This window comes from Haemophilus pittmaniae (assembly GCF_900186995.1).
GTDB lineage: Bacteria > Pseudomonadota > Gammaproteobacteria > Enterobacterales > Pasteurellaceae > Haemophilus_D > Haemophilus_D pittmaniae.
In genome coordinates this window covers 1-24,850 of sequence record NZ_LT906463.1, presented here as the reverse complement: position 1 = coordinate 24,850, position 24,850 = coordinate 1, and the positions used below count along the sequence as shown (strand labels likewise).

Sequence of the window (24,850 nt, the reverse complement as noted above, 5' to 3'; positions counted from 1 at the left end):
GAATAATGTATAACATCCTTTTATTTATTTACACTTTAGCCTGTATCGCATTGGTTGTTGTAATCCTATTACAACAAGGCAAAGGCGCTAACGCAGGAGCATCATTCGGCGGCGGTGCATCCGGCACTATGTTCGGTTCTGCCGGTGCGGGTAATTTCCTGACTCGAATGAGCGCAATTTTAGCAACTATCTTTTTTGTAATTGCCCTTGTATTGGGTAACTTCAACTCACACCGCGGCAATGTACATAAAGGTACATTTGATGATTTATCGAAAGCAGCGCAACAAGTTGAACAGCAACAAAAAGCAGCGCCGGTTACAAATAAAAACAGCGATATCCCACAATAATAAAAATTTACAATCGAATTAACGCTCTGGTGGTGGAATTGGTAGACACGCTATCTTGAGGGGGTAGTGGCCGTAGGCCGTGCGAGTTCAAGTCTCGCCCAGAGCACCAACAATGAAAAAGACCGCAATTGCGGTCTTTTTTATTTTCAAATTTTTTTCATTTTTTGCGTTATTTTCTCATCAAAACGCCCATTCAAAAGCCTATTTTTTCCAAAAAATAGATTGTAAGCTATTGATTTTATTAATATTTATTAAAAAATGTGAAGACAGATTTTTATTCTAGTTATTATTCCACTTTTTGGGTACAATCCGCCCGTTTAACTTCAACTCTCTAGGAGACAACTCTATGGATTTTCCACAGATCGCCAAACAAGTGATTGAAAAGCTGGGTGGTAAAGAAAATATCGCCACAGCGGCTCATTGTGCGACCCGCTTACGCATCGTGTTACACGATGAAAGTAAAGTCGATAAGGAAGGAATTGAAAATATTGATGGCGTTAAAGGGCAGTTTGCCGTAGCCGGACAATATCAAATTATTTTCGGTTCTGGTACGGTTAATAAAGTGCATGCAGAATTGACCAAGCAACTAGGCATCGGTGATGTAAGCAAAGCCGAAGTCGCAGAAGCTGCGAGCGGTAATCAAAGTTTGTTGCAACGCTTGGTTAAAGGCTTGGCGGATATTTTCGTACCTATCATTCCAGCGATCGTGGCCGGAGGTTTGTTGATGGGTATCCACAGTATGTTGACTGCTAAAGGATTCTTTGTCGATGAACTTAGCGTGATCGATATGCATCCGGAGTTGGCGGACTTGGTGGATTTCATTAACACTATCGCGAATGCTCCATTTGTATTCTTACCGGTGTTACTTGGTTTCTCGGCAACCCGTAAATTTGGTGGTAACCCATTCCTCGGGGCTGCCCTTGGAATGTTATTGGTACACCCGGCGTTGGCTGATGGTTGGAACTACGCTTTAACGCTTGCTCAAGGCAAAATTCAATACTGGAATGTATTTGGTCTTGAAATTGAAAAAGTCGGTTATCAAGGTACCGTAATCCCAACATTAGTATCCGCTTGGGTATTGGCGACTTTGGAAAAAACCTTCCGTAAATTTGTTCCTTCCTATTTGGATAACTTAGTTACTCCGTTATTCTCCTTGTTTATTGCCGGTTTATTAGCGTTCACTGTTATTGGACCTATCGGCCGTGAAGCGGGTTCTTTAATCGCGGCAGGTTTAACTTGGTTATATGACACCCTTGGTTTTGTGGGCGGCGCGATCTTCGGGACATTCTATGCACCAATCGTAATTACCGGCATGCATCAAACCTTTATCGCGGTGGAAACCCAATTATTGGCTGAAATGGCTCAAACCGGTGGTACTTTTATTTTCCCAATCGCTGCCATGTCTAATATCGCTCAAGGTGCAGCCTGTTTAGGTGTTGCTGTTGCGTTAAAAGATCCGAAAGTGCGTGGTTTGGCTGTTCCATCCGGTATTTCCGCTTTATTAGGAATTACCGAACCGGCTATGTTCGGGGTGAACTTACGTTATCGTCAGGCATTCTTTGCGGCGATGATCGGTTCCGGTTTAGCCTCTGCGTTTATTGCGTTCTTTAACGTAAAAGCAATTGCGCTAGGTGCAGCCGGTTTCTTGGGGATACCTTCAATTAAGCCGGATAGCTTGGCGATGTACAGCATCGGCATGGCAATTTCCTTCGTAGTTGCATTTTCGCTTTCCTATGTGTTTGTGAAACGTGCTAATGCGAAAGCTTAATCGCAATTCGAAATAAATAACACGGCATCATGCCGTGTTTTTTATTTTTTAAACCAATGCTAATAAAATCAATGGGTTAGCTTGTTCTTCGGAGAAAACTCCGATTTTTAACGGGGCGTTTGCTATACATGGGGGAGATCCCTCGAGGATATTGTTGCGCTATGGCATGGAGCGAGATGGATAGTAAAAAGGCGTGCTCAGCACGCCTTGGTATTGGTGTTATTTTTGTAAAATAAAGTCACCGAACGCGAAGTTGTAGGTATAACCAGTTTTCGGATCAAAGCTTATTCCAAGCTCAGACAGGTATATCACAAAATCATCTCCTTGGATTTTTAACAGATCCTCCTTGAGCATTTGTAATACGCTATCGGATTGTATCTGCATATTATCCACATGATGTTGTTGGAACCGTTGCTTGATATGTGCATTGATATCGATGCAGTATTTGTCCTGTTCTTCGAGGAAGCAAAGATGATGTGGCTCTTTTGCTGTATCATCGGGCTCCGCCTGATAGAAACGATGAGTGGTTGTATGAATAAGGGTTCTATAATTTTCAATATCAATGGGTTGTGCACTTTGCTTGAAATTTTTGTGATAGCGATTGTTTTCTGTGCCGATGGCTTCACCATTTAAGCGAATTTCATCCTCATAGATACTCATAGAATTGAGATCTTTAATCTTCTCACCATAGGTTTGCACAAGTTGTTCCATGTGTTTATCCCATTCTGTTGAGCTATAGTTTATCGAAATTGTGTTAAACACGACATAATCTGTCACATGCTCTAATTCAATCCAATCCTCGCGCTCATTCGCGTTCATGGTTTCTAAGCGATCGACCAAATTTATATCATTGCGAATTTTACCTTGCTCATCGGCTAAATCGAGCTTATGGAGCAGTTCTTGAAAACGAGCGCTTTGGCTCTGGTAGGCGATCTCTTGCGGATTGACCAGCCAAGTCATGGCAAAAACGGCTGACATTACCACACCGGAAATTAAGCGATATTGACGAATTTTAGGCAGCATCAAAATCCCATAGGCAATAGTGATTGCGAAGGCTAAGGCGACTAAATAGATACGTTGTTCCGTCCACGCATAGGCACCGATACGACGCTCAATGGCCAACCACAGCAAGACAAGCGGTGCGATGGCAAGGTACGGATAATATTTAAAAAACAGATTCCAGCGGGTTTGTGCACAAATGCTACGTAATGCATAAATGGCTAAACCGCTCAGTAAATAAGGTAATGCAATATTGGCAACCATGCCCTTTGGTAAGACGCCGACCGATATGATTTTACCCACATAGACATAGAGCAACAGGGTGAAAATCATTCAGGCGGGGGCGAGGATGATATTCACCAAAATCTCAAAAATACGGTGGACTGTCATTTCCGTATTGCTTTGTCGTTGCTGAAATACCAAAAAGAATAATGGCGGGCAGAGGATGACTAATGAGGAATAAAGATGGCCATCAAATGAACGGCTAAAATTCACATTAAATAAAGCTCTGATGGAGGCTTCAATTGCTGCCACCAAACCAACTATCAAGCCCCAGACAGCAATCGCTAATGCCAGATGGAATAGATTGGTGAAATTACGATAGGTAAATGCCTGATTGTTTTTTACGAAGGGAAAACCACAGAGCAATAGTAGCGCAATAAATTGTGCTCCCCAGAATTTTGGATTAGTTAAATAAAACTCCGCACTATCGTTAAACTGCCAAATTGCGAGAATTGTCGCCAATGGCACAAGCCATGAAAAACGATACCAGGCATAAGGGCGGGACAAATAAACCACCGCAAATAGAATTGATTCAAATAGCCAATAGGCAAGGTGATCTTTTTCTAAATTCCAATCCACAAACCAAATTCCGACGGTAAAAGTCACAATCATCAGAATTTCGATTGGATGGGCTGAAACCGCAGATTTTATTTGCTGTTTAGCCTGCTGAAAAAAAGTAGCAAGAGACATAATTTTTCCTTTTTGATGTAAAAGCGCTCATTCACACTAAATAATTCCGACTGACAAAGTGGGAAAATGACGACACTTTAGCGATATTTCATTGTTTTTACCAGAAAAATTCTCTCTATTGCAGTGAAAAAATAGGACTGAATAGGGTAAGTGGATAAAATCTCCACTTTTAAAGTAATGTCAATAAAATCAATGAGTTAAATCTTGTTTTAATAAAAGCGTTTCTTTTTGAGGGGGCGTTTGCAAAATAATAGGGGAAAAGAAAAAGGCCAACTTGGCGTTGGCCTTGAGAGGATTAAAGTTTTTCCACCAGCGAGATTGCTGCACCAATGTAGGTGGCTGGTGTTAGTGCTTGTAGACGGACTTTTTCATCGGCCGGAATATCCAGTTTTTCGATAAATTCGCGCATCGCTTTTTCATCAACTCGTTTACCGCGAGTCAATTCTTTCAGTTTTTCATATGGTTTTTCAATGCCATAGCGACGCATTACGGTTTGAATCGGTTCTGCCAAAACTTCCCAGTTTTGGTTGAGTTCATCGCGTAAATGCTGTTCGTTCACTTCTAATTTACTGATCCCTTTGCGGGTCGCAGCATAGGCGATCAAGCAGTATCCCAAACCGACACCGAGGTTACGCAATACGGTGGAATCGGTGAGGTCGCGTTGCCAGCGGGAAATCGGCAGTTTTTGTGCCAAATGGGTCATTACCGCGTTAGCCAGGCCGAGGTTGCCTTCGGAGTTTTCAAAATCGATTGGATTAACTTTATGTGGCATGGTGGATGAACCGATTTCGCCTGCGATAGTGCGTTGTTTGAAGTGATTTAAGGCGATATAGCCCCAAAGATCGCGGTCGAAGTCGATAATAATGGTATTAAAGCGCACCACCGCATCAAAATATTCAGCAATGTAATCGTGCGGTTCGATTTGTGTGGTGTATGGATTCCAGTTTAATCCTAAGGAAGTCACGAATTCTTCGCTGAATTTGTGCCAATCAATGTTCGGATAAGCGGATAAATGGGCGTTGTAGTTTCCCACTGCACCGTTGATCTTGCCTAGGATTTCATTGTGTTGTAGTTGTTTATATTGACGTTTTAAACGATACACTACGTTGGCCATTTCTTTACCAACAGTACTTGGTGAGGCCGGTTGGCCGTGGGTACGGGAAAGTAATGGGATGGTTTTGTATTCGTTGGCTAAACGACTGATTTCATCAATCAATTGTTGCCATTGTGGGAGTAGCACCTCTTCACGCGCAGTTTTTAACATTAAGGCGTGGGATAGGTTATTGATATCCTCTGAGGTGCAGGCAAAGTGAATGAATTCGGAGACTTTCGCCAATTCCGCTAAGGCAGCACTTTTTTCCTTGAGGAAATATTCCACCGCTTTGACATCATGGTTGGTGGTGCGCTCAATTTCTTTAATCCGTTCGGCATCGGCCAGACTAAATTCTGCTACGATTTTATTGAGGTAATCGTTTGCTTCTTGAGATAAAGCTGAAACTTCGCTAATTTCGGCGGTCGCCGCCAATTTTTGTAGCCAACGAACTTCCACCGTAACGCGGAATTTCAACAAACCGAATTCGCTAAAAATAGCGCGCAATGCACTTGCTTTGTCTTGATAGCGGCCATCGATAGGGGAAAGTGCTGTGAGTGCGGAAAGTTGCATGAGATGCTCCAAAGTTAATAGATTGAGGATAGAAGTTGTTGCGCGGTTTTTACCAATTTGGCGCGGGCGAACAACAGTTGTAGTTTACCGCCGCCGACCTGGCGCCATAATACAGCGGCACGAATACCGGCTAACAGACAGGCGCGGATTTTGTGTTGGATCAGCGGTTGTTGTAACAATTCGGCAGAGCCGACAATATGAATTTTGCGTCCCAATGGACTGATTAAATCGCTGTAGATGCCCGCCAAATTGGCTAGCATTTCACTGTCGAATAAATCGTAATAGGCTAGTTGTGCCGGCAAACGGGCAATGCGTTGGCCGAGTTCCTGTTTCACTGCGGCATTTTTATTGAGTTTACCTTCTAATCCGATGAGGCTGAGCCAGTAACGGGTGAGATAGCTGTTGTTGTCGGCGTTATTCAGTTGTCCGATGAGGGTTTCTAGCCCGATTCTGAGATGATTCAGTTGCCCGCCAAACACGTCCAAGGTGTTTTCCGGCGCTGTATTGAGTAAACTTTTTAAGGTAGTAGCAAATGCATCGGAATTGACTTCACCATCCACCGCTAAGCGGTTGATAAGCTGTGCGGCTTGGCAGACGCCGGCTAAGGCCAGCACAATATCACGATAATCTTTCATTTATTGCTCATCCGAAAGGACCGTCTAAAATCATCGACGGCGTAAATTTGCCCGAAAAAAAGTTGCGCGGATTCTAGCATTTTTCACGCATCTTTTGAACTCTCGCAAAAAATTTTGCTATCATAGGCGCGTTTTTTAAAAGCTATAAGGATAATCAATGAGTAAACCAATTGTGTTTAGCGGCGTGCAGCCGTCCGGTGAATTGACCATCGGCAATTATTTAGGCGCGCTTCGCAACTGGGTGAAAATGCAGGACGATTACGAATGCATTTTCTGTGTGGTGGATTTGCATGCCATCACCGTTCGCCAAGATCCACAAGCCTTGCGCAAAGCCACGTTGGATGTATTAGCGTTGTATTTGGCATGTGGTATTGATCCGAACAAGAGCACCATTTTCGTGCAATCCCATGTTCCGGAACATACCCAATTGGCTTGGGTACTCAATTGTTATACCTACTTCGGTGAAATGAGCCGAATGACCCAATTTAAAGATAAATCCGCCCGCTATGCGGAAAACATTAATGTTGGTTTATTTGATTATCCGGTGTTAATGGCTGCGGATATTTTGCTGTATCAGGCGAAAAGCGTGCCGGTGGGCGATGACCAAAAACAACATTTAGAAATTACCCGCGATATCGCTGCTCGTTTTAATGCCCTCTACGGTGATATTTTTACCATTCCGGAAATTTTTCTTGGTAAAGCGGGCGCCCGCATTATGTCTTTGCAAGATCCGCAAAAGAAAATGTCCAAATCCGATGATAACCGTAATAACGTGGTGACCTTATTGGAAGATCCAAAATCCGTCGCTAAGAAAATTAAACGTGCGGTGACCGATTCCGATGAGCCACCGGTGATTCGCTATGATGTGCAGAATAAAGCGGGGGTCTCCAATTTATTGGATATCTTATCCGCGGTAAGCGATAAATCTGTAGCCGAATTGGAGGCACAATTTGCCGGCCAAATGTACGGCCATCTAAAAACTGCAGTTGCCGATGAAGTATCGCAGTTATTGAGTGGTTTGCAGGAACGTTTCTACCAATATCGTAACGATGAAGCATTGCTTGATGAGATCCTCCGTCAAGGTGCCGAAAAAGCCCGAGCACGTGCTCAAGCTACGCTGGCTAAAGTGTATCAAGCGGTGGGTTTTGTCGCCGCGAAATAATCGCAAAGCTGTCGGGATAGGCGGCTTTTATGATTTTTAAATAAAAAGGAGCAAAAAATGGCAATTCAAACCGATAAACCGATTGAATGTGTAGGTTGCAATACCTTTGATGTAAATTCACTAATGGATAACAGCGAATGCAGTTTTCCGCTTGAACAGTTTTATGCCACCAGCCAAGATGCTGAAGGTGCTTTGGAATATTACACCGCTAAAGCCCGTGAAATCGAAAGCGAACCTTGTGTGATCGAATCGGCAATTGAAAAAGTGGAAGGGGGCTATGTGTTGAAAGCGGTTTTTGCTTTCTGTTGCCAAGCGGAATTATTAATTTTCCAAATGAAAATCGCCTAACCTGACAGATAAAAAGCGGCTTAAAGCCGCTTTTTTTATGCAAATTCAAACGCCCCTGCGAAAACCGAAGTTTTTCCTAAAATCAACTCTAAGTCATTGATTTTATTAGAGGTGGATGAAAAGTATGTGGTTGCTATTTTGCTACGGCATCGCTTAACACTTGTTTAATCAGGTGCAGTCCTTGCTGCAACTGTATTTCGCTGATCACCAGCGGTGGTAGCAAGCGTAAGGTATTGCCACGCGCGGAAAGGGTTAACAGACCTTGTTGATGCAGCTTTTCTACCACATTTTTGACCGGTACCGATTCAATCAGCCGAATACCTAACATCAACCCCTTACCGGAAATAGCTTCAACGGCAGCGCAGTCACTCAATTGATCCTCCAACAGCTGATAAAACCCATTGGCTTTTTGTTGCACGTTTTTCAATAAGGCCGCATCCATTAACTCCAACACCGTCGCTGCGGCAGCCATCGCTAACGGATTGCCGCCAAAGGTGGAGCCGTGCGCACCATAATCAAAGGATGCTGCAATTTTACTGTTAGCAATCATTGCACCACATGGCAAACCATTCGCCAAACCCTTGGCTAGGGTAATGATATCGGGTTCGATGGCATAATGCTGATAGGCAAACAGTTTACCGGTACGGCCGATGCCGGTTTGTACTTCATCAATAATTAACAAGACACCGGCTGCACGACATTGTTGTGCAACCCGTTGCAGCCAGTTCGCATTAGCCGCAGTAACCCCTCCTTCCCCTTGGATCACTTCTAAAATAACTGCTGCCAATTGGTCATTGATTTGAGTTAAGGCGGCATCGTCGTTGTAAGGGGCGAATTCAATATCAGCCAACAGTTCGCCAAAGCCGTGTTTAATTGCATCATTGCCGGTTACCGAAAGGGCTCCAATACTACGTCCATGAAAGGAATGATGAAAGGAGAGTAGTTTGCTTTTGCCGGTAAATTTACGGGCCAGTTTTATTGCTGCCTCATTTGCTTCGGTGCCTGAATTGCAGAAAAACACCTGCTTTTGTGCATTGCCTATCAGTTTTTCTGCCACTTTTTCCTGCAAACTGCTTTGGTAAAGATTTGAGGTGTGCCAGATTTTGCCTAATTGTGTATTAACTGCCGCATTGAGTTGCGGATGGTTATAGCCGAGATTACAAACCCCGATACCGCTAGTGAAATCCAGATATTGCTTACCGAAATTATCGGTTAAATACACGCCTTCGCCTTGCACGATTTCAAAGGGAAAGCGATTGTAGGTTTGCATAAGTGCGCTCATATTTTGCTCCCGTAAAATTTAAATAATCTGTGTACCGGCAACGCTGAGTTGGCCGCAAATTTGTACTTGCGCTACGCCGCCTTGTTTGGCACTAAATGCTGCCGTGATTTTTGGTTGCATCCCTTGCGTAATAATTCCTTGTTCAATCAGCTCAGTAGCTTCACTGTGAGTTAGGGTTTTGATTAATTTTCCCTGCTCTAGAACTCCTTCCACATCGGTCAGTAGATAAAGTTTTTCAGCATCCAATAAGGTTGCGATATTGGCGGCTGCAGTATCACCGTTGACATTCAACCAATCGCCCTGCGCAGTCATTGCTAATGGTGCTAATACGCCGATAAAGTGCGGCAGAATGTTTTGTAGGAAAGCTTGATTAACTGCTTGGATTTGCCCCACCGCGGCAAATTTTGCCTTATCCAAATAATCCCCCAACAACAAACCATTGGTGGCGGCATTTAAACCTAAGGCCGGTAATCCGTGGGCGGATAATTGTTGCAGTATTAGCGGTTGCACCAGCCCCATTAATGCCATTTTGGTGACATTTAAGGTTTCCGCATCGGTCACCCGAATGCCATCCTGTTTGATGATGGGTAACTGTAATAGCTCGGCGTAACGACTAATTTCATTACCACCGCCATGCACCAGTAAAATCTGTTTGCCCTGTGCCCGCCAGGCTGACAAGGTTTGATAAAAATCAGCGGTCAGTTCGGTTAAGGCATTGCCGCCGACTTTGATGACGATTAAATTCTGCATAATATCGTCCTATGTTGAGTAAGATGCATTGATATTGACGTATTCATAGGTGAGATCGCAGCCCCAGGCTTGACCTTGTCCTTCTCCGGAATGTAGCTGCACATCAATCACAATAGTGGAATTTTTCAATAATTCGCTCACCTCATCGGGGTTAAAGCTGGTGGCGACTCCATTTTTTACTACTGCCATTTGATTAATCGACACATCAATTTGTGTAGGTTCCAGTTCGATTTGCGAAGCGCCAAGCGAGCTAATAATCCGTCCCCAGTTTGGATCTGCTCCGAAGATTGCACTTTTCACCAAACTGGAACCCACGATATTTTTAGCTGCAATACGTGCTTGGGTTTCGTTTTTTGCTCCTTTTACGTTGACCTCAATCAGTTTGGTGGCTCCTTCGCCATCTTGTGCAATCATTTTGGCTAATTCGGTAAGCATAAAGTGATATGCCTGTTTGATTTTGGCATATTCCGGATGCTCTTCGTTTACCGGTTGATTACCAGCCAGACCATTAGCTAATAGCAGCACCATATCATTGGTGGAAGTATCGCCATCCACGGTAATTTGGTTAAAGGTTTGTGGCGTTAATTCACTGAGTAATGCTTGTTGGGTGAGCGCATCAATGGCACAGTCGGTAACTACAAAACCGAGCATGGTTGCCATATTCGGATGGATCATGCCGGAACCTTTAGCAAACCCGGTGAGAGTGCAGAGTTTGCCATCTACGGAGAGTTTCAAGCATAGGGTTTTGGCTTTGGTATCAGTAGTTAGAATGGCTTGTGTGATTAAGTGGTTATCGGTTTGCTTTAATTGGCCGATCCCTGCTGCCATTTTATCCATTGGTAAAGGGCTACCAATCAGGCCGGTTGAGGCTACGCCGACTAATGTCGGTGCAATACCAAGTTTATCGGCAACCAATTGTTGTTCGGTATACACATCCTGAGTACCTTGTTCGCCGGTACAAGCATTGGCGAAACCACTGTTAACGATCAAGGCTTGTAATTGCTGGGTGGTTTGTACCTGATTTTTAGTAATGGTAGTTGGCGCGGCGCAAACCTTATTGGTGGTATATACGCCCGCTGCATTCGCCGGCACTGCGGAAACCAACCAGCCGAGATCCAATCTGCTATACCGTAAACCGGCATGTACTGCATCGGAAGTAAAGCCTTGCGGCCAGCAAAAAGGTTGTTGTTGCCATAAATTGTGCTGCATAAATCCTCCTTCTAAGGGAACAACGGATATTTAGGAAGCGCCAGCGTCTCCTCAAATCCAAAATATTTATTAAAATTCTGCACGGCTTGACCGGCAGCGCCTTTCATTAGGTTATCAATTACAGAAACTAAGGTGACGATTTGAGTCCGTGGATTCCAGTTGATGCCAATATCACAAAAATTTGAGCCAACGACTTCTTTAATGGTCGGTAGAGTGGCTCCGCGAAACCGCACAAAAGGGCTTTGTGCATAGGTCTGCTGAAATAATTGTTCTATTGCGGACTGGCTGATGGAATTTTTAATTTTTGCATAAATATTCACCATGATACCCCGAGTGATCGGCAGTAATGTGGTAGAAAATTGAATCGCGTCCAATTGCCCATCCCATTTCTTGAGTTGCTGCATAATTTCCGGAATGTGTTGGTGTTGATTGAGGCGATAAACCTGCAAATTTTCATTGATTGCCGGGAAATGGGCAGAGGCGGAGGGATTTTTTCCTGCACCGGATACGCCTGATTTGGCATCAACAACGATAAAATCGCTCTTCAACAAACCCGCTTTAGCAAGTGGTGCCAAGGCTAATAAGGTCGCGGTGGCATAGCAGCCGGGATTGGCGATATAGCTTTGGTAGCTGTCGGTGAATTCACTTAGACCATAGGTGATTTGTGCCGCATTGGGTAAGATTCTGTCTGTTTGGTGATACCAATGTTGATAGAGTTTGGCGCTGTGTAGCCGGAAATCGCCGGATAGATCGATAACCGGAAACTGGGCGGCTAATAGCGGGCCTACTAAATGTGCGGTGACACCCGATGGCGTCGCACAAAATAAACAGTCGGTTTCCTGTTGTATTTTGGCCGTATCAAAAGCTTGAATTGGTTGCGGGTTATTGCCAAATGCAGGTACCACATCCTGCAAGGTTAAATCCGCCTGATGTTGCGCATTACCATAAAGAACGATTTCCGTAACCTTAGGATGCTGTGCTAAGAGGCTGTAAAGCGTCATTCCGCTGTAGCCTGTGATCCCTAAAATGCCGACCCGCATGCTGCCCTCCGAAAAAACAAAATGAATAAATATGCTTAAGTTGTGAATAAATATACAAAATTATTTTTTCGGGGCAAGGGTGAAATGTTAAATTTTTTACTGGTTGTACCAGGTGGGAAGTTAATGAGTGTCATTAGAAAAAACTAAAAAAGCGGCTTAAAGCCGCTTTTTTTATGCAAATTGAAACGCCCCTGCGAAAACCAAAGTTTTTCCTAAAATTGATTATAAGTCATTGATTTCATTATGGTTGTTGTAAAAATCTAAATTTCCCACCAGATCAACGCCCATTTACGTTGCCCATGGTAGATTGGTTGTCCACTTTGTTGGCGTTGTTGATAAAAATTCGCAAGTGCAGTTTTTTCGCCATCATTCAATGCACCAAGGCTAAATTCAACGGAAGTGAGTAAATCTTCGTAAGTCTTCCCTTGGAAAACGCCTGATTCCGTTTCGATAAAATTCAAATTGGCTTGGATTCCACGTTGGTATAGGCGGTTTAGTAGATAGATATAACTTGGAAATCCTGCATTTTGACGGCCGATAGCCTGTAAAACGCCTTCGTCTAAGAAGTGCCGTTGGGTAACCGAGGTGAGGTACACCCGCTTTTTCGCCTTGGCGCAGAGTTTGTCTATCATATCGTCTAAATCATCCACCAAGGTAGAGCGTGAGGCAAGCAACACATCGGCCTGTGGTACATCTTCCCATGAATCATGCCAGGATTTATGTAGCAAATGCAGGTTATCCAAATGCAGCTGCTCTTTGTATTCCTGTAATACCTCCAACATTCCACGGCTGTAGTCCAAGGCATATACCGCTTTGCCTTGACGACACAGAGGGATGGCTAGCGTACCGGGTCCACAGCCGATATCCAGTAGGGTTTCATCAGGCTGTAAGTGGATGGCTGCCAGCAACGTATCATTGTACTTACTGATTTTTCCAATCATATTTTGCGCCATATTGCGGGCTTTTTTGTCCCATTTATCCGCCGGTAGGGAATAATGTTTGCTGGCTTTAAGGTGATTTAAATACAGCTCATTAAAGTTAATATCATCAATTATCATCGAATGGACTCCTTAAATATTGGGTCAGTTGTGCTTCGCTAACACGATAAATTTTAGCCAATTGGCCGGTAGTTAAAAGCATTTCCCGTGCACCTTGGTGAGCACCGTATTGTTGATCTAGCAGCAAAATATCCTGTGCTAGAAACATCGCTTGCTGTGGATTATGGGTTGTAATGATGCGGGAAATTTGCCGATGCCGCAATTGACGGATCTTTTCCAGTAGGCGGATCTGGTTGCCAAAATCCAAACTGACAGTTGGTTCATCCATAATCAAGAGTTTGGATTGTTGAATTAGGGCGCGAGCTATTAGTATTTTTTTATCGCCATTAATTGTCGTGGGGAGGTGGGGTTGAAAAGCCGAAGTGATGAGATGGAGTGAATTAATGGAGTGAAATCATTCTATTAGCTAATCGGAGGAGTTGGATTAAAAGGAGCCATTGGGGACAAATAGCTACCATTCCCCACTAATTATTGTGAGTTCCCGGTAAAAGGGCTAATTTTTATGGCATTTCTAAAATATCAAAAGTTTGATCCTAATCACATTTTTTTATTTTTTTATGTTGACGGATTACTCCAAATAGTTAGACTCTAGCTCGTTTATGCAATCGTTTACGTTGAGAAGCAATCGCATTAAACGAGATTTATGTTGATTTAGAGGAGGTTTTAATGACCCATATTATCGTTGCGACACACGGTAAGTTTTCCGAAGAAATCGTCAATTCCGCCGCAATGGTGTATGGCGAAGACGAAAACTGCCATGTTGTTACATTCCTTCCCGGTGAAGGCGGTGAGCATTTGGTGGAAAAATATAATGCCATTATTGCAACCCTGCCGGCAGATGAACCGGTGTTGTTCTTAGTCGATTTATTCGGCGGTAGCCCTTACAACGCGGCCAGCCGCGTAGCCAGTGGCCGAGACAATACCGATATTGTTACCGGTATTAGCTTGCCAATGCTATTGGAAGTATTGGATGCCAAAGATGGTGCTTCATTACCTGAATTGGTAGAAACTGCCAAGGAAGTGGGTGTGGCTGCAATTAAATCCTTCCGTGAACCAGCCGAAGCGAAAGCGCCAAGCGCACCAAAACCGGCTAGCCAGCCAGCGACTGCACCAGCCAGCAACGACAATACGCCGCGTGAAGGTAATATGAATATTTCCCTATTACGTATCGATAGCCGTTTGATCCATGGCCAAGTGGCAACCTCTTGGGCGAAAGCGGTGAAATGCGAAGCGATCTTTGCGGTGAGCGATGATGTAGCACAGGATCCATTACGTCGCGATTTATTGTTACAGGTTGCTCCACCACATTTGAAATCCTATGTGATCCCTGTGGAGAAAGCCATCAAGGTATATCACAACCCGAAATATGCGGGTAAGAATATCCTATGGTTGGTTACCAATCCGGCGGATATTTTGCGCTTAATCGATGGCGGCGTGAAAATCGATAAAGTGAATGTAGGCGGTATGACCCACCGCGAAGGCAACAAGATGCTTTCCCAAGCAGTTGCTGTGGGCCCAGCCGATGTAGAAGCCTTTAAACAATTATTGGCAAAAGGTGTTGATTTAAGTCTGCAACAAGTCGCATCCAGCAAAAAAGAGCAGCTCACCCTTGAGAAACTCAATGAGATTCAATTTTAATTAAGAGGTAAATTTTTATGACTTCCATGGAAATTATTTTGGTTACCCTTGTGGCAGCCATTTGCGGGATGGGCAGTGTGTTGGATGAACGCCAAACCCACCGTCCGTTGGTGGCCTGTACATTAGTCGGTCTTGTTTTGGGCGATTTAGAAACCGGTATTATTGTCGGTGGTACCTTGGAATTAGTCGCTCTAGGTTGGATGAACGTCGGTGCGGCAATGGCTCCGGATGCGGCCCTAGCATCAGTTATCGCGACTATTTTGGTGATTAAAGGTGGTCAAGATAAAGGTGCGGCGTTAGCGATTGCTATTCCGGTAGCGGCTGCCGGCCAAGTGCTTACTATCTTTGTGCGTACACTTACTATCTTCCTACAACATAAAGCGGATGATTTTGCCGCAAATGCCAATTTCCGCGGCATCGAGTTGTGTCATTTCACCGGTTTATTCTTGCAAGCTTTGCGTGTAGCTATTCCAACTTTCTTCGTTGCTTTGGTTGCCGGTACCGATACAGTTACCGAGGCCTTAAACTCAATTCCTGAAGTGGTAACCCGCGGTTTACAAATTGCCGGTGGCTTTATCGTTGTAGTCGGTTATGCAATGGTGATCAATATGATGCGTGCCGGTGCATTAATGCCGTTCTTCTTCTTAGGTTTCGTGATTGCCGCCTTCACCAACTACAACTTAGTTGGTTTGGGTATTTTAGGTACCTGTTTGGCAATGCTTTACATTCAATTAAATTTCAACAACCAAGGCACTGCCGCGCCGGCAACTAGCAGAGCGCGTGAATTGGCCGATGATGAACTAGAAGGACTATAATTATGAGCGAACAACAAAAAATCTCTTTAACCAAAGGCGATATTCGTAGCACTTACTGGCGCTCAACCTTCCTTTTGGGTTCATTCAACTTCGAACGTATGCAGTCAATGGGTTTCTGCGTATCGATGATTCCGGCGATCAAACGCTTATACAGCAAAAAAGAAGACCAAGCGGCTGCCTTGAAACGCCATTTGGAATTCTTTAACACCCAACCTTGGGTGGGGTCGGCCATCATGGGGGTTACCGCTGCGATGGAACAAGAACGCGCTAACGGTAAAGACATTGACGATGCTGCAATCAGCGGGGTTAAAGTCGGTCTAATGGGACCATTAGCCGGGGTTGGTGACCCGATTTTCTGGGGAACCTTGCGTCCAGTATTAGCGGCACTTGGGGCCGGTCTGGCGATTACCGGTAGTTTACTCGGACCTTTGTTATTCTTCATCGGTATCAATATCTGCCGTGCTTTAACTCGTTGGTACGGTTTCAAATACGGTTATGAAAAAGGTACTGAAATCGTGAACGATATGGGCGGTGGCCGTTTACAAAAACTTACGCAGGGGGCGTCTATTCTCGGTCTCTTTGTGATGGGGGCGTTGGTTTCTAAATGGACGACGATCAACATTCCGTTGGAGTTATCCCGTTATGTAAACCAACAAGGTAGTGAAGTGGTTACCACCGTACAAAGCGTGTTGGACGAATTGTTGCCAGGAATGGCCGCATTGGGCTTAACTTTCCTTTGTATGTATTTATTGCGTAAGAAAATTAACGCAATGTACATTATTTTTGCGCTATTCGGCGTGGGAATTTTAGGTTACTATTTCGGCATTCTTGCTTAATCGATATTCTTGCTTGCACAGGGCAACTTCGGTTGCCCTTTTTTATTATGAAATTAAAAGATTTAATTCAAGCACCACCAGCCGAAGGCTGGGTAAAAAATTCGTCCCGTTTGGTGACCGGGCTGTTTATTTTGGCAGGGCTCTTGTATTACCCGACACAAGGTTACGGCACGCTAGCCGCATTGGTGGCGGCCTTGCTAGTGTTGCTTGGGCAAAAAATTCTGATTAGCCAAACTAATAAAGCCTTTCAGGAAATGCAACAGGCGGAAAGCCAATTTAAACAAAGCGGTAATCCCGATTATTTACGTTTTATCGCGATGCGAGCTAGCCAATTGCAAGAGGAAAACAAAGTGCTTTCTGATAAAGGCAAAGCTGAATTGGCGCGTTTATTAGCGTTATCAAAAGCCCATCTCTCCCAAACGGATAATTAAGCCGGGACGGCACTTGTCCGTCCTGATAAAACGCCCCCTCAAAAATTTACGTTTTTCCTAAAATGCCACCTAAGTCATTGATTTTATTAGGTTCGGTTTGAAAATCCAATATTTCGTCAAATGGCCTCTTTAAAAACGCTATTTTTTGCGCCACACAAGGCACGCAAACGTTTTCGTTTTATTATCTTTTCCTTTATAATGCCCGCGTTTTTTCATTTCCATTCAAAATAAAAGGTTGCTCCTATGTTGCAAACATTTCGTGGCTCACCGGCCCTTTCCGAATTCCGAATCAATGCTTTAATGCAAAAATTTCAACAACATCAGTTACCGGTTCAATCCGTTTATGCGGAATACATGCATTTTGTGGAACTTGAGCAAGCGTTTTCAACAGACCAGGAGAGCAAGCTAAAAGCCTTATTACACTACGGTCCGACTTTGGCAGAGCATGAAGCTAAAGGGGAATGTTTTATTGTGATTCCGCGTATCGGGACGATTTCTTCTTGGTCTTCCAAAGCGACCGATATCGCCCATAACTGTGGCCTTAGCGAAGTGGCACGTATCGAACGTGGTTTAGCCTATTATTTTGAATTAACCCGCGCGCTCAACGAGCAGGAAAGCACTTTATTAAGTGCTCTGTTGCATGATCGAATGATGGAAACCGTGGTGCGTACGCCGGCTGAAGCGGATGTTTTATTCCGTCACCAAGATCCGAAACCATTCAAAACCGTGGATGTTTTAGCTGGTGGTCGTGCCGCACTAGTGACCGCCAACGTAGAATTGGGGCTTGCCTTAGCGGAGGATGAAATCGATTATTTGGTGGAAAACTTCACTAAATTGGGGCGCAACCCGCACGATATCGAATTGTACATGTTTGCCCAAGCCAACTCCGAGCATTGCCGTCACAAAATCTTTAATGCTGATTGGATAATCGACGGCGAAAAACAGGATAAGTCCCTGTTTAAAATGATTAAAAATACCTTTGAGAAAACCCCGGATTTTGTGCTTTCTGCCTATAAGGATAATGCCGCGGTAATGGAAGGCTCCAAAGTTGGTCGTTTCTTTGCCGATCAAGACGGCCAATACCGTTATCACCAAGAAGATGCACATATTTTGATGAAAGTGGAAACCCATAACCATCCGACGGCAATTTCTCCATTCCCGGGCGCAGCGACCGGTTCTGGTGGGGAAATTCGTGATGAAGGGGCAACCGGCCGTGGCGCTAAACCAAAAGCCGGGTTAACGGGGTTTTCCGTTTCTAACTTGGTGATCCCAAACTTTGAACAACCTTGGGAAAATCCGCTTTCCAAACCAAGCCGGATTGCTTCAGCATTGGATATTATGATCGAAGGCCCATTGGGCGGCGCGGCGTTTAATAACGAATTTGGTCGTCCGGCGTTATTGGGCTATTTCCGAACCTATGAAGAAAAAGTAAATAGTTTTAACGGTGAGGAAGTGCGTGGTTACCATAAACCGATTATGTTAGCTGGCGGTATTGGCAATATTCGTGCCGAACATGTGCAAAAAGGGGAAATTCCGGTTGGCGCTAAATTGATCGTATTGGGTGGGCCGGCGATGAATATCGGCTTGGGGGGCGGTGCCGCTTCTTCTATGGATAGTGGTAAATCCAAAGAGGATTTGGATTTTGCTTCCGTACAACGGGAAAATCCGGAAATGGAACGCCGTTGCCAAGAGGTGATTGACCGTTGCTGGCAGCTAGGTGATGACAACCCAATTTTATTTATCCATGACGTTGGCGCCGGCGGTTTATCGAATGCGATGCCGGAATTGGTGCACGATGGTGAACGTGGCGGTAAATTTGATTTGCGTTCAATCCTTTGTGATGAAAAAGGTATGTCGCCACTAGAAATTTGGTGTAACGAATCGCAAGAGCGCTACGTGTTAGCCGTTGCACCGGAAAAACTCGCATTATTTACCGCACTCTGTGAACGTGAGCGCGCGCCGTTTGCGGTTATTGGCGAAGCCACCGAAGAAAAACACTTAACCTTACATGACACACATTTCGACAATAATCCGATTGATTTGCCGATGAATGTGTTATTGGGTAAAACGCCGAAAATGACCCGTGATGTCAGTAAAAAATCCGTAACGAATGCGCCATTGGCTCAAGAGGGCATACAAATTAAGGATGCATTGCATCGCGTGTTACGTTTGCCGGTGGTTGCCGAAAAAACTTTCCTCATCACCATTGGTGACCGTTCGGTTACCGGTATGGTGGCGCGTGACCAAATGGTCGGCCCATGGCAAATTCCGGTGTCCGATGTGGCGGTGACTACGGCAAGTCTTGACAGCTATCATGGTGAAGCGATGTCGATGGGCGAGCGCGCACCGGTCGCCTTGTTGGATTTTGCTGCTTCTGCGCGTTTAGCGGTAGCGGAGTCCATCACCAATATCGCCGCGACCAATATCGGCGATATTAAACGCATTAAGCTTTCAGCTAACTGGATGTCAGCCGCCGGCCATGGCGGAGAGGATGCCGGTTTGTACGAAGCAGTGAAGGCCGTGGGTGAAGAACTTTGTCCAACCTTGGGATTGACGATTCCGGTGGGAAAAGACTCAATGTCAATGAAAACTACTTGGGAAGAGAATGGTGAGAAGAAATCCGTAACCGCTCCGCTTTCTTTGGTGATTTCAGCCTTTGCCCGTGTAGAAGATGTACGTAAAACTGTAACGCCACAATTGCGTACCGATAAAGGCGAGTCCCGTTTGTTATTGATTGATTTGGGGGAAGGCCACAATCGTTTAGGGGCTACCGCACTGGCTCAAGTCTATAAACAATTGGGTGATAAACCGGCCGATGTAGTGAATGTACAAAGCTTAAAAGATTTCTTCGATGCAATGCAGGCTTTAGTGGCAGAGAGTAAATTATTGGCCTATCACGACCGTTCCGATGGCGGGTTAATTACCACCTTGGCGGAAATGGCGTTTGCCGGCCATTGTGGCGTGGAAGTCGATATTTCCGCGTTGGGTGATGATAATCTGGCGGTGTTATTCAATGAAGAGCTTGGTGCCGTGATCCAAGTGCGTGAAAACGATCTGAGCGCGGTACGTGATGTCTTGAAAGCACACAATTTGATTCATTTAACCAAAGAATTGGGTGCAGTGACTGCAGATGATCAATTTGTAATTGCCCGTGGCAATAAAAAACTATTAAGCGAAAAACGCTCCGAGTTACGCGCAATCTGGTCTGAATTAACCCATCAAATGCAACGTTTACGTGATAATCCGGAATGTGCCGATCAAGAGTTTGCTGCGAAAAAAGCGACTAACAACAAAGGCCTATCTGCACATTTAAGTTATGATGTGAATGAAGATATTGCCGCGCCTTATATTGTGAAAGGTGTGCGTCCGAAAGTTGCTGTATTGCGTGAGCAGGGCGTTAATAGCCATGTTGAAATGGCGGCTGCCTTTGACCGCGCAGGTTTTGCGGCAATCGATGTACATATGAGTGATTTAATGGCGGGTCGTTACAACCTAAATGACTTCAATGCGATGGTAGCCTGTGGTGGTTTCTCTTACGGTGACGTATTAGGTGCCGGCGGCGGTTGGGCAAAATCGATTTTGTTTAATCCGCAATTGCGTGATCAATTTAGCCAATTCTTCGCGAATGAAAATACGCTTTCTCTTGGTGTGTGTAACGGCTGTCAATTTATCTCTACGCTTGCAGAAATTATCCCAGGTGCAGAAAACTGGCCACGTTTCGTGCGTAATAAATCCGAACGCTTTGAAGCCCGTGCGGCAATGGTGAAAATTAATGACACCAACTCGCTTTGGTTCAGCGGCATGGCCGGCTCGCATATGCCGATCGCAGTATCCCATGGGGAAGGTCGTGTAGAATTTAAGGATGCAGCACAATTGGCCGCATTACAGGCACAAAATTTGATCGTTGGTCAATATGTGGACAGTTATTTGAATGTGACCGAAACCTATCCGGCTAACCCGAATGGCTCCGTATTAGGGATCACCGCGATTTCCAACGTTGATGGCCGCATCGCTGCCATGATGCCACACCCGGAACGCGTATTCCGCGCAGTGAGCAACTCTTGGTATCCGGAAGATTGGTCTGAAGACGGCGCTTGGATGCGAATTTTTAGAAATGCGAGAGTTGCTTTGAAATAAACATTGTCATTTATGCCTAAAAGCCGACATTAAGTCGGCTTTTTTATTGAGGATAAATGATTACAGGTGGGCACATTTACTTTTCTGAATGTAGACTGGGTGAGTCGGGGGGGAGAAGGTTTTCCAAACGCCCTGTGTAAAATATAAGTTTTTCCTAAAATAATGTCTAAGTTATTGATTTTATTAGATATGATTGAAAAATGTTAGAGTTCGCTGATTTGTCCGTTGTTAATGCTGAACAGTTTGTATTGCGTGGGCTGCATTTCTTTTAGTTGGTTTTGAGTAATGGCACTGACAAAAACCTGTGAGCCACTTTGTTGTAGTCGTTCGGCGAGTAGCGCGCGTTTGGTTTGATCCAATTCGGAGGCAAAGTCATCGATTAGGAAAATGCAATGGCGTTGTTTTTGTTGCATTAAATGCTCGCCCTGTGCCAACCGTAATGCACACATTAGCAATTTTAATTGACCGCGTGATAGCACATCTTCGACGGGAAGACCGTTGGCCTTGAAACGAAAATCAGCTTTTTGTGGGCCGGAAACGGTATAACCGATGGCCTTATCCCGTTCAAAATGTTGTTGTAATAGCTCGCCGTAATGGGTGTCTTTTTCCCAACCACGATGAAAACTGACGGCAATCTCTAATTCAGGCAAGAACAATTGACAGGTTTTTTCAATTTCCGGTCGTAATTCCTCGGCATAGGTAGCGCGCCAATCGCTGACCTGATGGGCTAAGTTGGCTAATTCGATATCCCAAATTTTAATCGCTGCATAGGGTTGCTGCTGGCTTAATGCGGCGTTGCGTTGCTTTAACAGTCGATTAAGTGCAAGCCAGGCGCTGTGAAAGGCGCTTTGGTGATGAAATAATCCCCAATCCAAAAACGCCCGTCGAAAAGAGGGGCCGCCATTTAGTAGCGTCAGGCCTTCGGGAGTGATTAATTGCATCGGCAACAGATGAGCGAGATCAGCGATTTTATTGCCGTCTTCACCGTTGATTTTGGTAATAGTGTTACCTTGGCGTAACTTTTGTAAGCCAACCGACCATTGATGTTGGCTTTCTTGAATTTGTCCGAATAGGGTGAAATGAGGTTCATCGTAAGCGATGATTCGATTGGCAACAGCGCTTTTAAAGGAGCGGCCGTGGCCGAGGTAGAAAATGGCTTCCAGTAGACTGGTTTTGCCGCTACCGTTATTGCCCACCAAAAAGTTAAAGCCGGGATCAAACTCCAGATCCACGGCATTTAAATTTCTAAATTTTTCAACGATTAAGCGGGAAATAGCCATTATCGATTATAAACGCATCGGCATGATGACATATTCGGCGCTAGCATCATCGCAGTCTTCGATGAGACAGCTGGAGGAGGCATCGGTGAGACGAATGCGAACCTGTTGGCATTTGAGTGCATTAAGTACATCCAAAATATAGGTTACGTTAAAGCCCACTTCCAATTCATCACCATGATAATTTACATCCACGGTTTCTTCTGCTACCTCGTGTTCCGGGTTGGAGGCGGTGATATTCAGTTGGTTTTCACTCAAGTTTAAACGCACGCTACGAACCCGCTCATTAGACAGAATAGAAGCACGCACAAAAGCTTGTTTTAAGGCTTCCCAACTGCCTTCCACAATACGCGTCGCATTGCGTGGTAAGACTCGACGATAATCCGGGAAACGGCCATCGATCAGCTTGGAAGTGAACACAATATGATTTAAATGGATACGTAAATTATTGGTGCCGATTTGCAGACGTGCAGGTTCATCACTGCTTTCCAATAGGCGGTTTAATTCCAGTACGCCTTTACGTGGTAAAATCACCGCATGGTTTTGCAGTTCCTGCTCCAGTTCAATGGTACAAACCGCTAAACGGTGACCATCGGTGGCCACGGTGCGCAACAGATTGCCTTCCGTTTCAAATTTCATGCCGTTTAGGAAATAACGGGCATCTTGGTTGGCCATGGAGAATTGGGTTGCTTCAATTAAACGACGTAATGTGGATTGTTCCAAAGCAAAATCAACTTCCGATTGCCAATCCGTTAGATTCGGGTATTCCTCGGCCGGTAAGGTGGTGAGGTTAAATTTACTGCGACCGGATTGTATGATGGCGCGATCTTCTTCGAAGGTCACGGTGATTTCGGATTCATCGGACAGCGTACGACAAATATCCAAAAATTTCTTCGCCGGAATGGTAAAGGCGCCATTAGCCGTAGACGAGGAAAGTTGGGTACGGCTGGAAAGCTCAACTTCCAAATCGGTACCGGTAATAGTCAGGCGATTGTCTTCGATTTGCAGTAGCACATTATTTAACACCGGAATATTTGGGCGATTGCTTAACACACCACATACTTGTTGCAATGGCTTTAATAGATTTTCACGGGAAATACTAAATTGCATCGGTTGGCTCCTTATGCTGATAAGGTACGAATCAGATTCGCCCAATCTTCTTGAATGCTGTTATCTTTTTCGCGGAATTTGGGTACTTCACGGCAGGCGTTGAGTACGGTGGTGTGGTCGCGATCAAAGGCGCGGCCGATTTCCGGTAGACTGCGATTGGTGAGTTCCTTGGCTAATGCCATGGCAATTTGCCGAGGGCGGGTCACCGAGCGAGCGCGACTTTTGGATTTTAAATCCGCTACTTTAATGCGGTAGTATTCTGCCACGACTTTTTGAATATTTTCAATGGTCACCAAGCGTTCTTGCAGGGCAAGAATATCTTTTAAAGTATCGCGTACAAAGTCGATATCGATATGTCCGCCTTTGAAGTCCTGCATTGCTTTCACACGGTTTAATGCACCTTCCAGTTCACGGACATTGGTGCGTAGGCGTTGCGCGATAAAGAAGGCCACTTCCTCCGGCAATTCCATATTATGTTCTTCCGCTTTTTTCAGCAAAATGGCAACGCGGGTTTCCAAATCCGGTGGCTCGATCGCGGTGGTTAAGCCCCAACCGAAACGGGATTTTAAGCGTTCTTCAATTTTTTCAATTTCTTTTGGATAGCGATCCGAAGTTAAAATGATTTGTCGGCCGGTTTCAAATAGGCTATTAAAAATATGGAAGAATTCCTCTTGGGTTTTTTCTTTTTCCGCAAAGAATTGAATATCGTCCACTAATAGCGCATCCAGCGAACGGTAGAATTTTTTAAATTGATCCATTTTATTATCACGCATCGCTTTAACCATATGCTGCATAAAGTTATTCGCGTGAATATAAAGCACCCTTGCGTTAGGTTTATTGGCCAAAATACCATTGCCAATAGCGTGTAATAAGTGGGTTTTACCCAAACCGGTACCACCATATAAAAAGAATGGATTGGCGGTGGATTCACCCGGTGCTAGCGCCAGTTTTTGACCGACGGCACGGGCTAATTGGTTGGATTTACCTTCAACGAAATTACTAAACAAATGTTTGCGGTTGAGGTGTGATTCAAAATGACTCGGCGTAGTTGCGGAGTCGTCCTCCGCTGGGGAATTGGCCGGGGCGCTATTTTGTGGTGCCGCAGGTGCTACTTTAGGGGCAGGCTTAACGCCTTCTTTTAAAATAATTTGTAAATTGGCGTTTTGCGTAAGCTGCTGGCAAACCTGTTGAATTTGGGCTAAATGATGGGTCTCTACCCAGTTTTTAACAAACACATTAGAAGCATAAAGCACGATGCTATCATCCGAGATGACATCGGCTTGTAATGGTCTTAACCAGGTGCTGAAATCCGTAGGCGAGACCTGGTCCTGTAACTGTAGTAGACAATCTTGCCATAGCGTAGAAAGGCTCAC

The 24,850-nt window shown here is 44.7% G+C and carries 21 protein-coding genes, 1 tRNA gene and 1 pseudogene; 10 read left to right on the top strand and 13 right to left on the bottom strand.

Features of this window, described 5'->3' with window-relative positions; genetic code table 11:
* Positions 1-5: 5 nt before the first annotated feature.
* The 3 genes from secG to CKV74_RS00100 all read left to right on the top strand — a co-directional run bounded on the left by secG (position 6) and on the right by CKV74_RS00100 (position 2,115).
* Entirely contained in the window at positions 6-347 is a 342-nt protein-coding gene (gene secG / locus CKV74_RS00110; protein WP_007241524.1) for a preprotein translocase subunit SecG, read from the top strand.
* Positions 348-370: 23 nt separating this feature from the next.
* Positions 371-456 (top strand) — tRNA-Leu (locus tag CKV74_RS00105).
* A gap of 237 nt (positions 457-693) precedes the next feature.
* The gene (locus CKV74_RS00100) at positions 694-2,115 is read left to right on the top strand and encodes a sucrose-specific PTS transporter subunit IIBC (RefSeq protein ID WP_007241621.1); all 1,422 of its coding nucleotides are present in this window, start codon (positions 694-696) and stop codon (positions 2,113-2,115) included.
* 219 nt (positions 2,116-2,334) lie between these two features.
* Here the strand turns inward: CKV74_RS00100 and CKV74_RS10555 are convergent, their stop codons facing one another.
* The 4 genes from CKV74_RS10555 to hflD form a co-directional block, all read right to left on the bottom strand.
* On the bottom strand, positions 2,335-3,447 hold the full coding sequence (locus CKV74_RS10555; protein ID WP_007241735.1) for a DUF4153 domain-containing protein: 1,113 nt from the start codon (positions 3,445-3,447) through the stop codon (positions 2,335-2,337).
* On the bottom strand, positions 3,448-4,086 hold the full coding sequence (locus CKV74_RS10550) for a hypothetical protein (RefSeq protein ID WP_007241785.1): 639 nt from the start codon (positions 4,084-4,086) through the stop codon (positions 3,448-3,450).
* 295 nt (positions 4,087-4,381) lie between these two features.
* Complete coding sequence (gene purB / locus CKV74_RS00090; RefSeq protein WP_007241506.1) at positions 4,382-5,749, bottom strand: adenylosuccinate lyase; 1,368 nt, start codon at positions 5,747-5,749, stop codon at positions 4,382-4,384.
* Between the two features lie 14 nt (positions 5,750-5,763).
* Positions 5,764-6,384 carry a high frequency lysogenization protein HflD gene (gene hflD / locus CKV74_RS00085; RefSeq protein WP_007241817.1) on the bottom strand — a complete coding sequence of 207 codons (621 nt, stop codon included), beginning with the start codon at positions 6,382-6,384 and terminating at the stop codon, positions 5,764-5,766.
* A gap of 157 nt (positions 6,385-6,541) precedes the next feature.
* Between hflD and trpS the strand changes: the two genes are divergently transcribed.
* Together trpS and CKV74_RS00075 are read left to right on the top strand one after the other, a co-directional pair.
* Complete coding sequence (trpS, locus tag CKV74_RS00080) at positions 6,542-7,546, top strand: tryptophan--tRNA ligase (RefSeq protein WP_007241523.1); 1,005 nt, start codon at positions 6,542-6,544, stop codon at positions 7,544-7,546.
* A 57-nt stretch (positions 7,547-7,603) separates the two neighbouring features.
* Positions 7,604-7,894, top strand: a complete 291-nt coding sequence (locus tag CKV74_RS00075; protein ID WP_007241572.1) for a YfcZ/YiiS family protein — start codon at positions 7,604-7,606, stop codon at positions 7,892-7,894.
* Positions 7,895-8,027: 133 nt separating this feature from the next.
* On the opposite strand, the gene CKV74_RS00070 is transcribed toward CKV74_RS00075, so the two are convergent.
* From CKV74_RS00070 to CKV74_RS00045, 6 genes and pseudogenes are all read right to left on the bottom strand, one after another.
* Complete coding sequence (locus CKV74_RS00070; protein ID WP_007241744.1) at positions 8,028-9,176, bottom strand: acetylornithine transaminase; 1,149 nt, start codon at positions 9,174-9,176, stop codon at positions 8,028-8,030.
* 18 nt (positions 9,177-9,194) lie between these two features.
* Positions 9,195-9,926: an acetylglutamate kinase gene (gene argB / locus CKV74_RS00065; protein ID WP_007241859.1), complete on the bottom strand. Its 732-nt coding sequence runs from the start codon at positions 9,924-9,926 to the stop codon at positions 9,195-9,197.
* Between the two features lie 9 nt (positions 9,927-9,935).
* Positions 9,936-11,135 (bottom strand): bifunctional glutamate N-acetyltransferase/amino-acid acetyltransferase ArgJ, encoded by a 1,200-nt coding sequence (argJ, locus tag CKV74_RS00060; RefSeq protein ID WP_095176581.1) that lies wholly within the window; start codon positions 11,133-11,135, stop codon positions 9,936-9,938.
* Positions 11,136-11,146: 11 nt separating this feature from the next.
* Complete coding sequence (argC, locus tag CKV74_RS00055) at positions 11,147-12,175, bottom strand: N-acetyl-gamma-glutamyl-phosphate reductase (RefSeq protein ID WP_007241813.1); 1,029 nt, start codon at positions 12,173-12,175, stop codon at positions 11,147-11,149.
* A gap of 260 nt (positions 12,176-12,435) precedes the next feature.
* Positions 12,436-13,233 (bottom strand): methyltransferase domain-containing protein, encoded by a 798-nt coding sequence (locus CKV74_RS00050; protein ID WP_007241820.1) that lies wholly within the window; start codon positions 13,231-13,233, stop codon positions 12,436-12,438.
* Positions 13,223-13,558: pseudogene (locus tag CKV74_RS00045) on the bottom strand (ABC transporter ATP-binding protein); the annotation flags it as partial. The gene CKV74_RS00050 and the pseudogene CKV74_RS00045, both read right to left, overlap by 11 nt.
* A gap of 341 nt (positions 13,559-13,899) precedes the next feature.
* Here CKV74_RS00045 and CKV74_RS00040 point away from each other — a divergent pair.
* The 5 genes from CKV74_RS00040 (at position 13,900) to purL (ending at position 21,090) form a co-directional block, all read left to right on the top strand.
* Entirely contained in the window at positions 13,900-14,871 is a 972-nt protein-coding gene (locus CKV74_RS00040) for a mannose/fructose/sorbose PTS transporter subunit IIA (protein WP_007241784.1), read from the top strand.
* Between the two features lie 17 nt (positions 14,872-14,888).
* Positions 14,889-15,686 carry a PTS mannose/fructose/sorbose transporter subunit IIC gene (locus CKV74_RS00035; RefSeq protein WP_007241720.1) on the top strand — a complete coding sequence of 266 codons (798 nt, stop codon included), beginning with the start codon at positions 14,889-14,891 and terminating at the stop codon, positions 15,684-15,686.
* Positions 15,687-15,688: 2 nt separating this feature from the next.
* On the top strand, positions 15,689-16,522 hold the full coding sequence (locus tag CKV74_RS00030; RefSeq protein ID WP_007241783.1) for a PTS system mannose/fructose/sorbose family transporter subunit IID: 834 nt from the start codon (positions 15,689-15,691) through the stop codon (positions 16,520-16,522).
* Between the two features lie 47 nt (positions 16,523-16,569).
* Positions 16,570-16,953 carry a hypothetical protein gene (locus CKV74_RS00025; RefSeq protein WP_007241511.1) on the top strand — a complete coding sequence of 128 codons (384 nt, stop codon included), beginning with the start codon at positions 16,570-16,572 and terminating at the stop codon, positions 16,951-16,953.
* A 243-nt stretch (positions 16,954-17,196) separates the two neighbouring features.
* Complete coding sequence (gene purL / locus CKV74_RS00020) at positions 17,197-21,090, top strand: phosphoribosylformylglycinamidine synthase (RefSeq protein WP_007241867.1); 3,894 nt, start codon at positions 17,197-17,199, stop codon at positions 21,088-21,090.
* A 203-nt stretch (positions 21,091-21,293) separates the two neighbouring features.
* Here the strand turns inward: purL and recF are convergent, their stop codons facing one another.
* From recF to dnaA, 3 genes are read right to left on the bottom strand one after another with little or no spacing between them, the layout of a single operon-like run.
* Positions 21,294-22,370 carry a DNA replication/repair protein RecF gene (gene recF, locus CKV74_RS00015; RefSeq protein WP_095176580.1) on the bottom strand — a complete coding sequence of 359 codons (1,077 nt, stop codon included), beginning with the start codon at positions 22,368-22,370 and terminating at the stop codon, positions 21,294-21,296.
* Positions 22,371-22,376: 6 nt separating this feature from the next.
* On the bottom strand, positions 22,377-23,477 hold the full coding sequence (gene dnaN, locus CKV74_RS00010) for a DNA polymerase III subunit beta (RefSeq protein ID WP_007241539.1): 1,101 nt from the start codon (positions 23,475-23,477) through the stop codon (positions 22,377-22,379).
* 11 nt (positions 23,478-23,488) lie between these two features.
* Entirely contained in the window at positions 23,489-24,850 is a 1,362-nt protein-coding gene (gene dnaA, locus CKV74_RS00005; protein WP_095176579.1) for a chromosomal replication initiator protein DnaA, read from the bottom strand.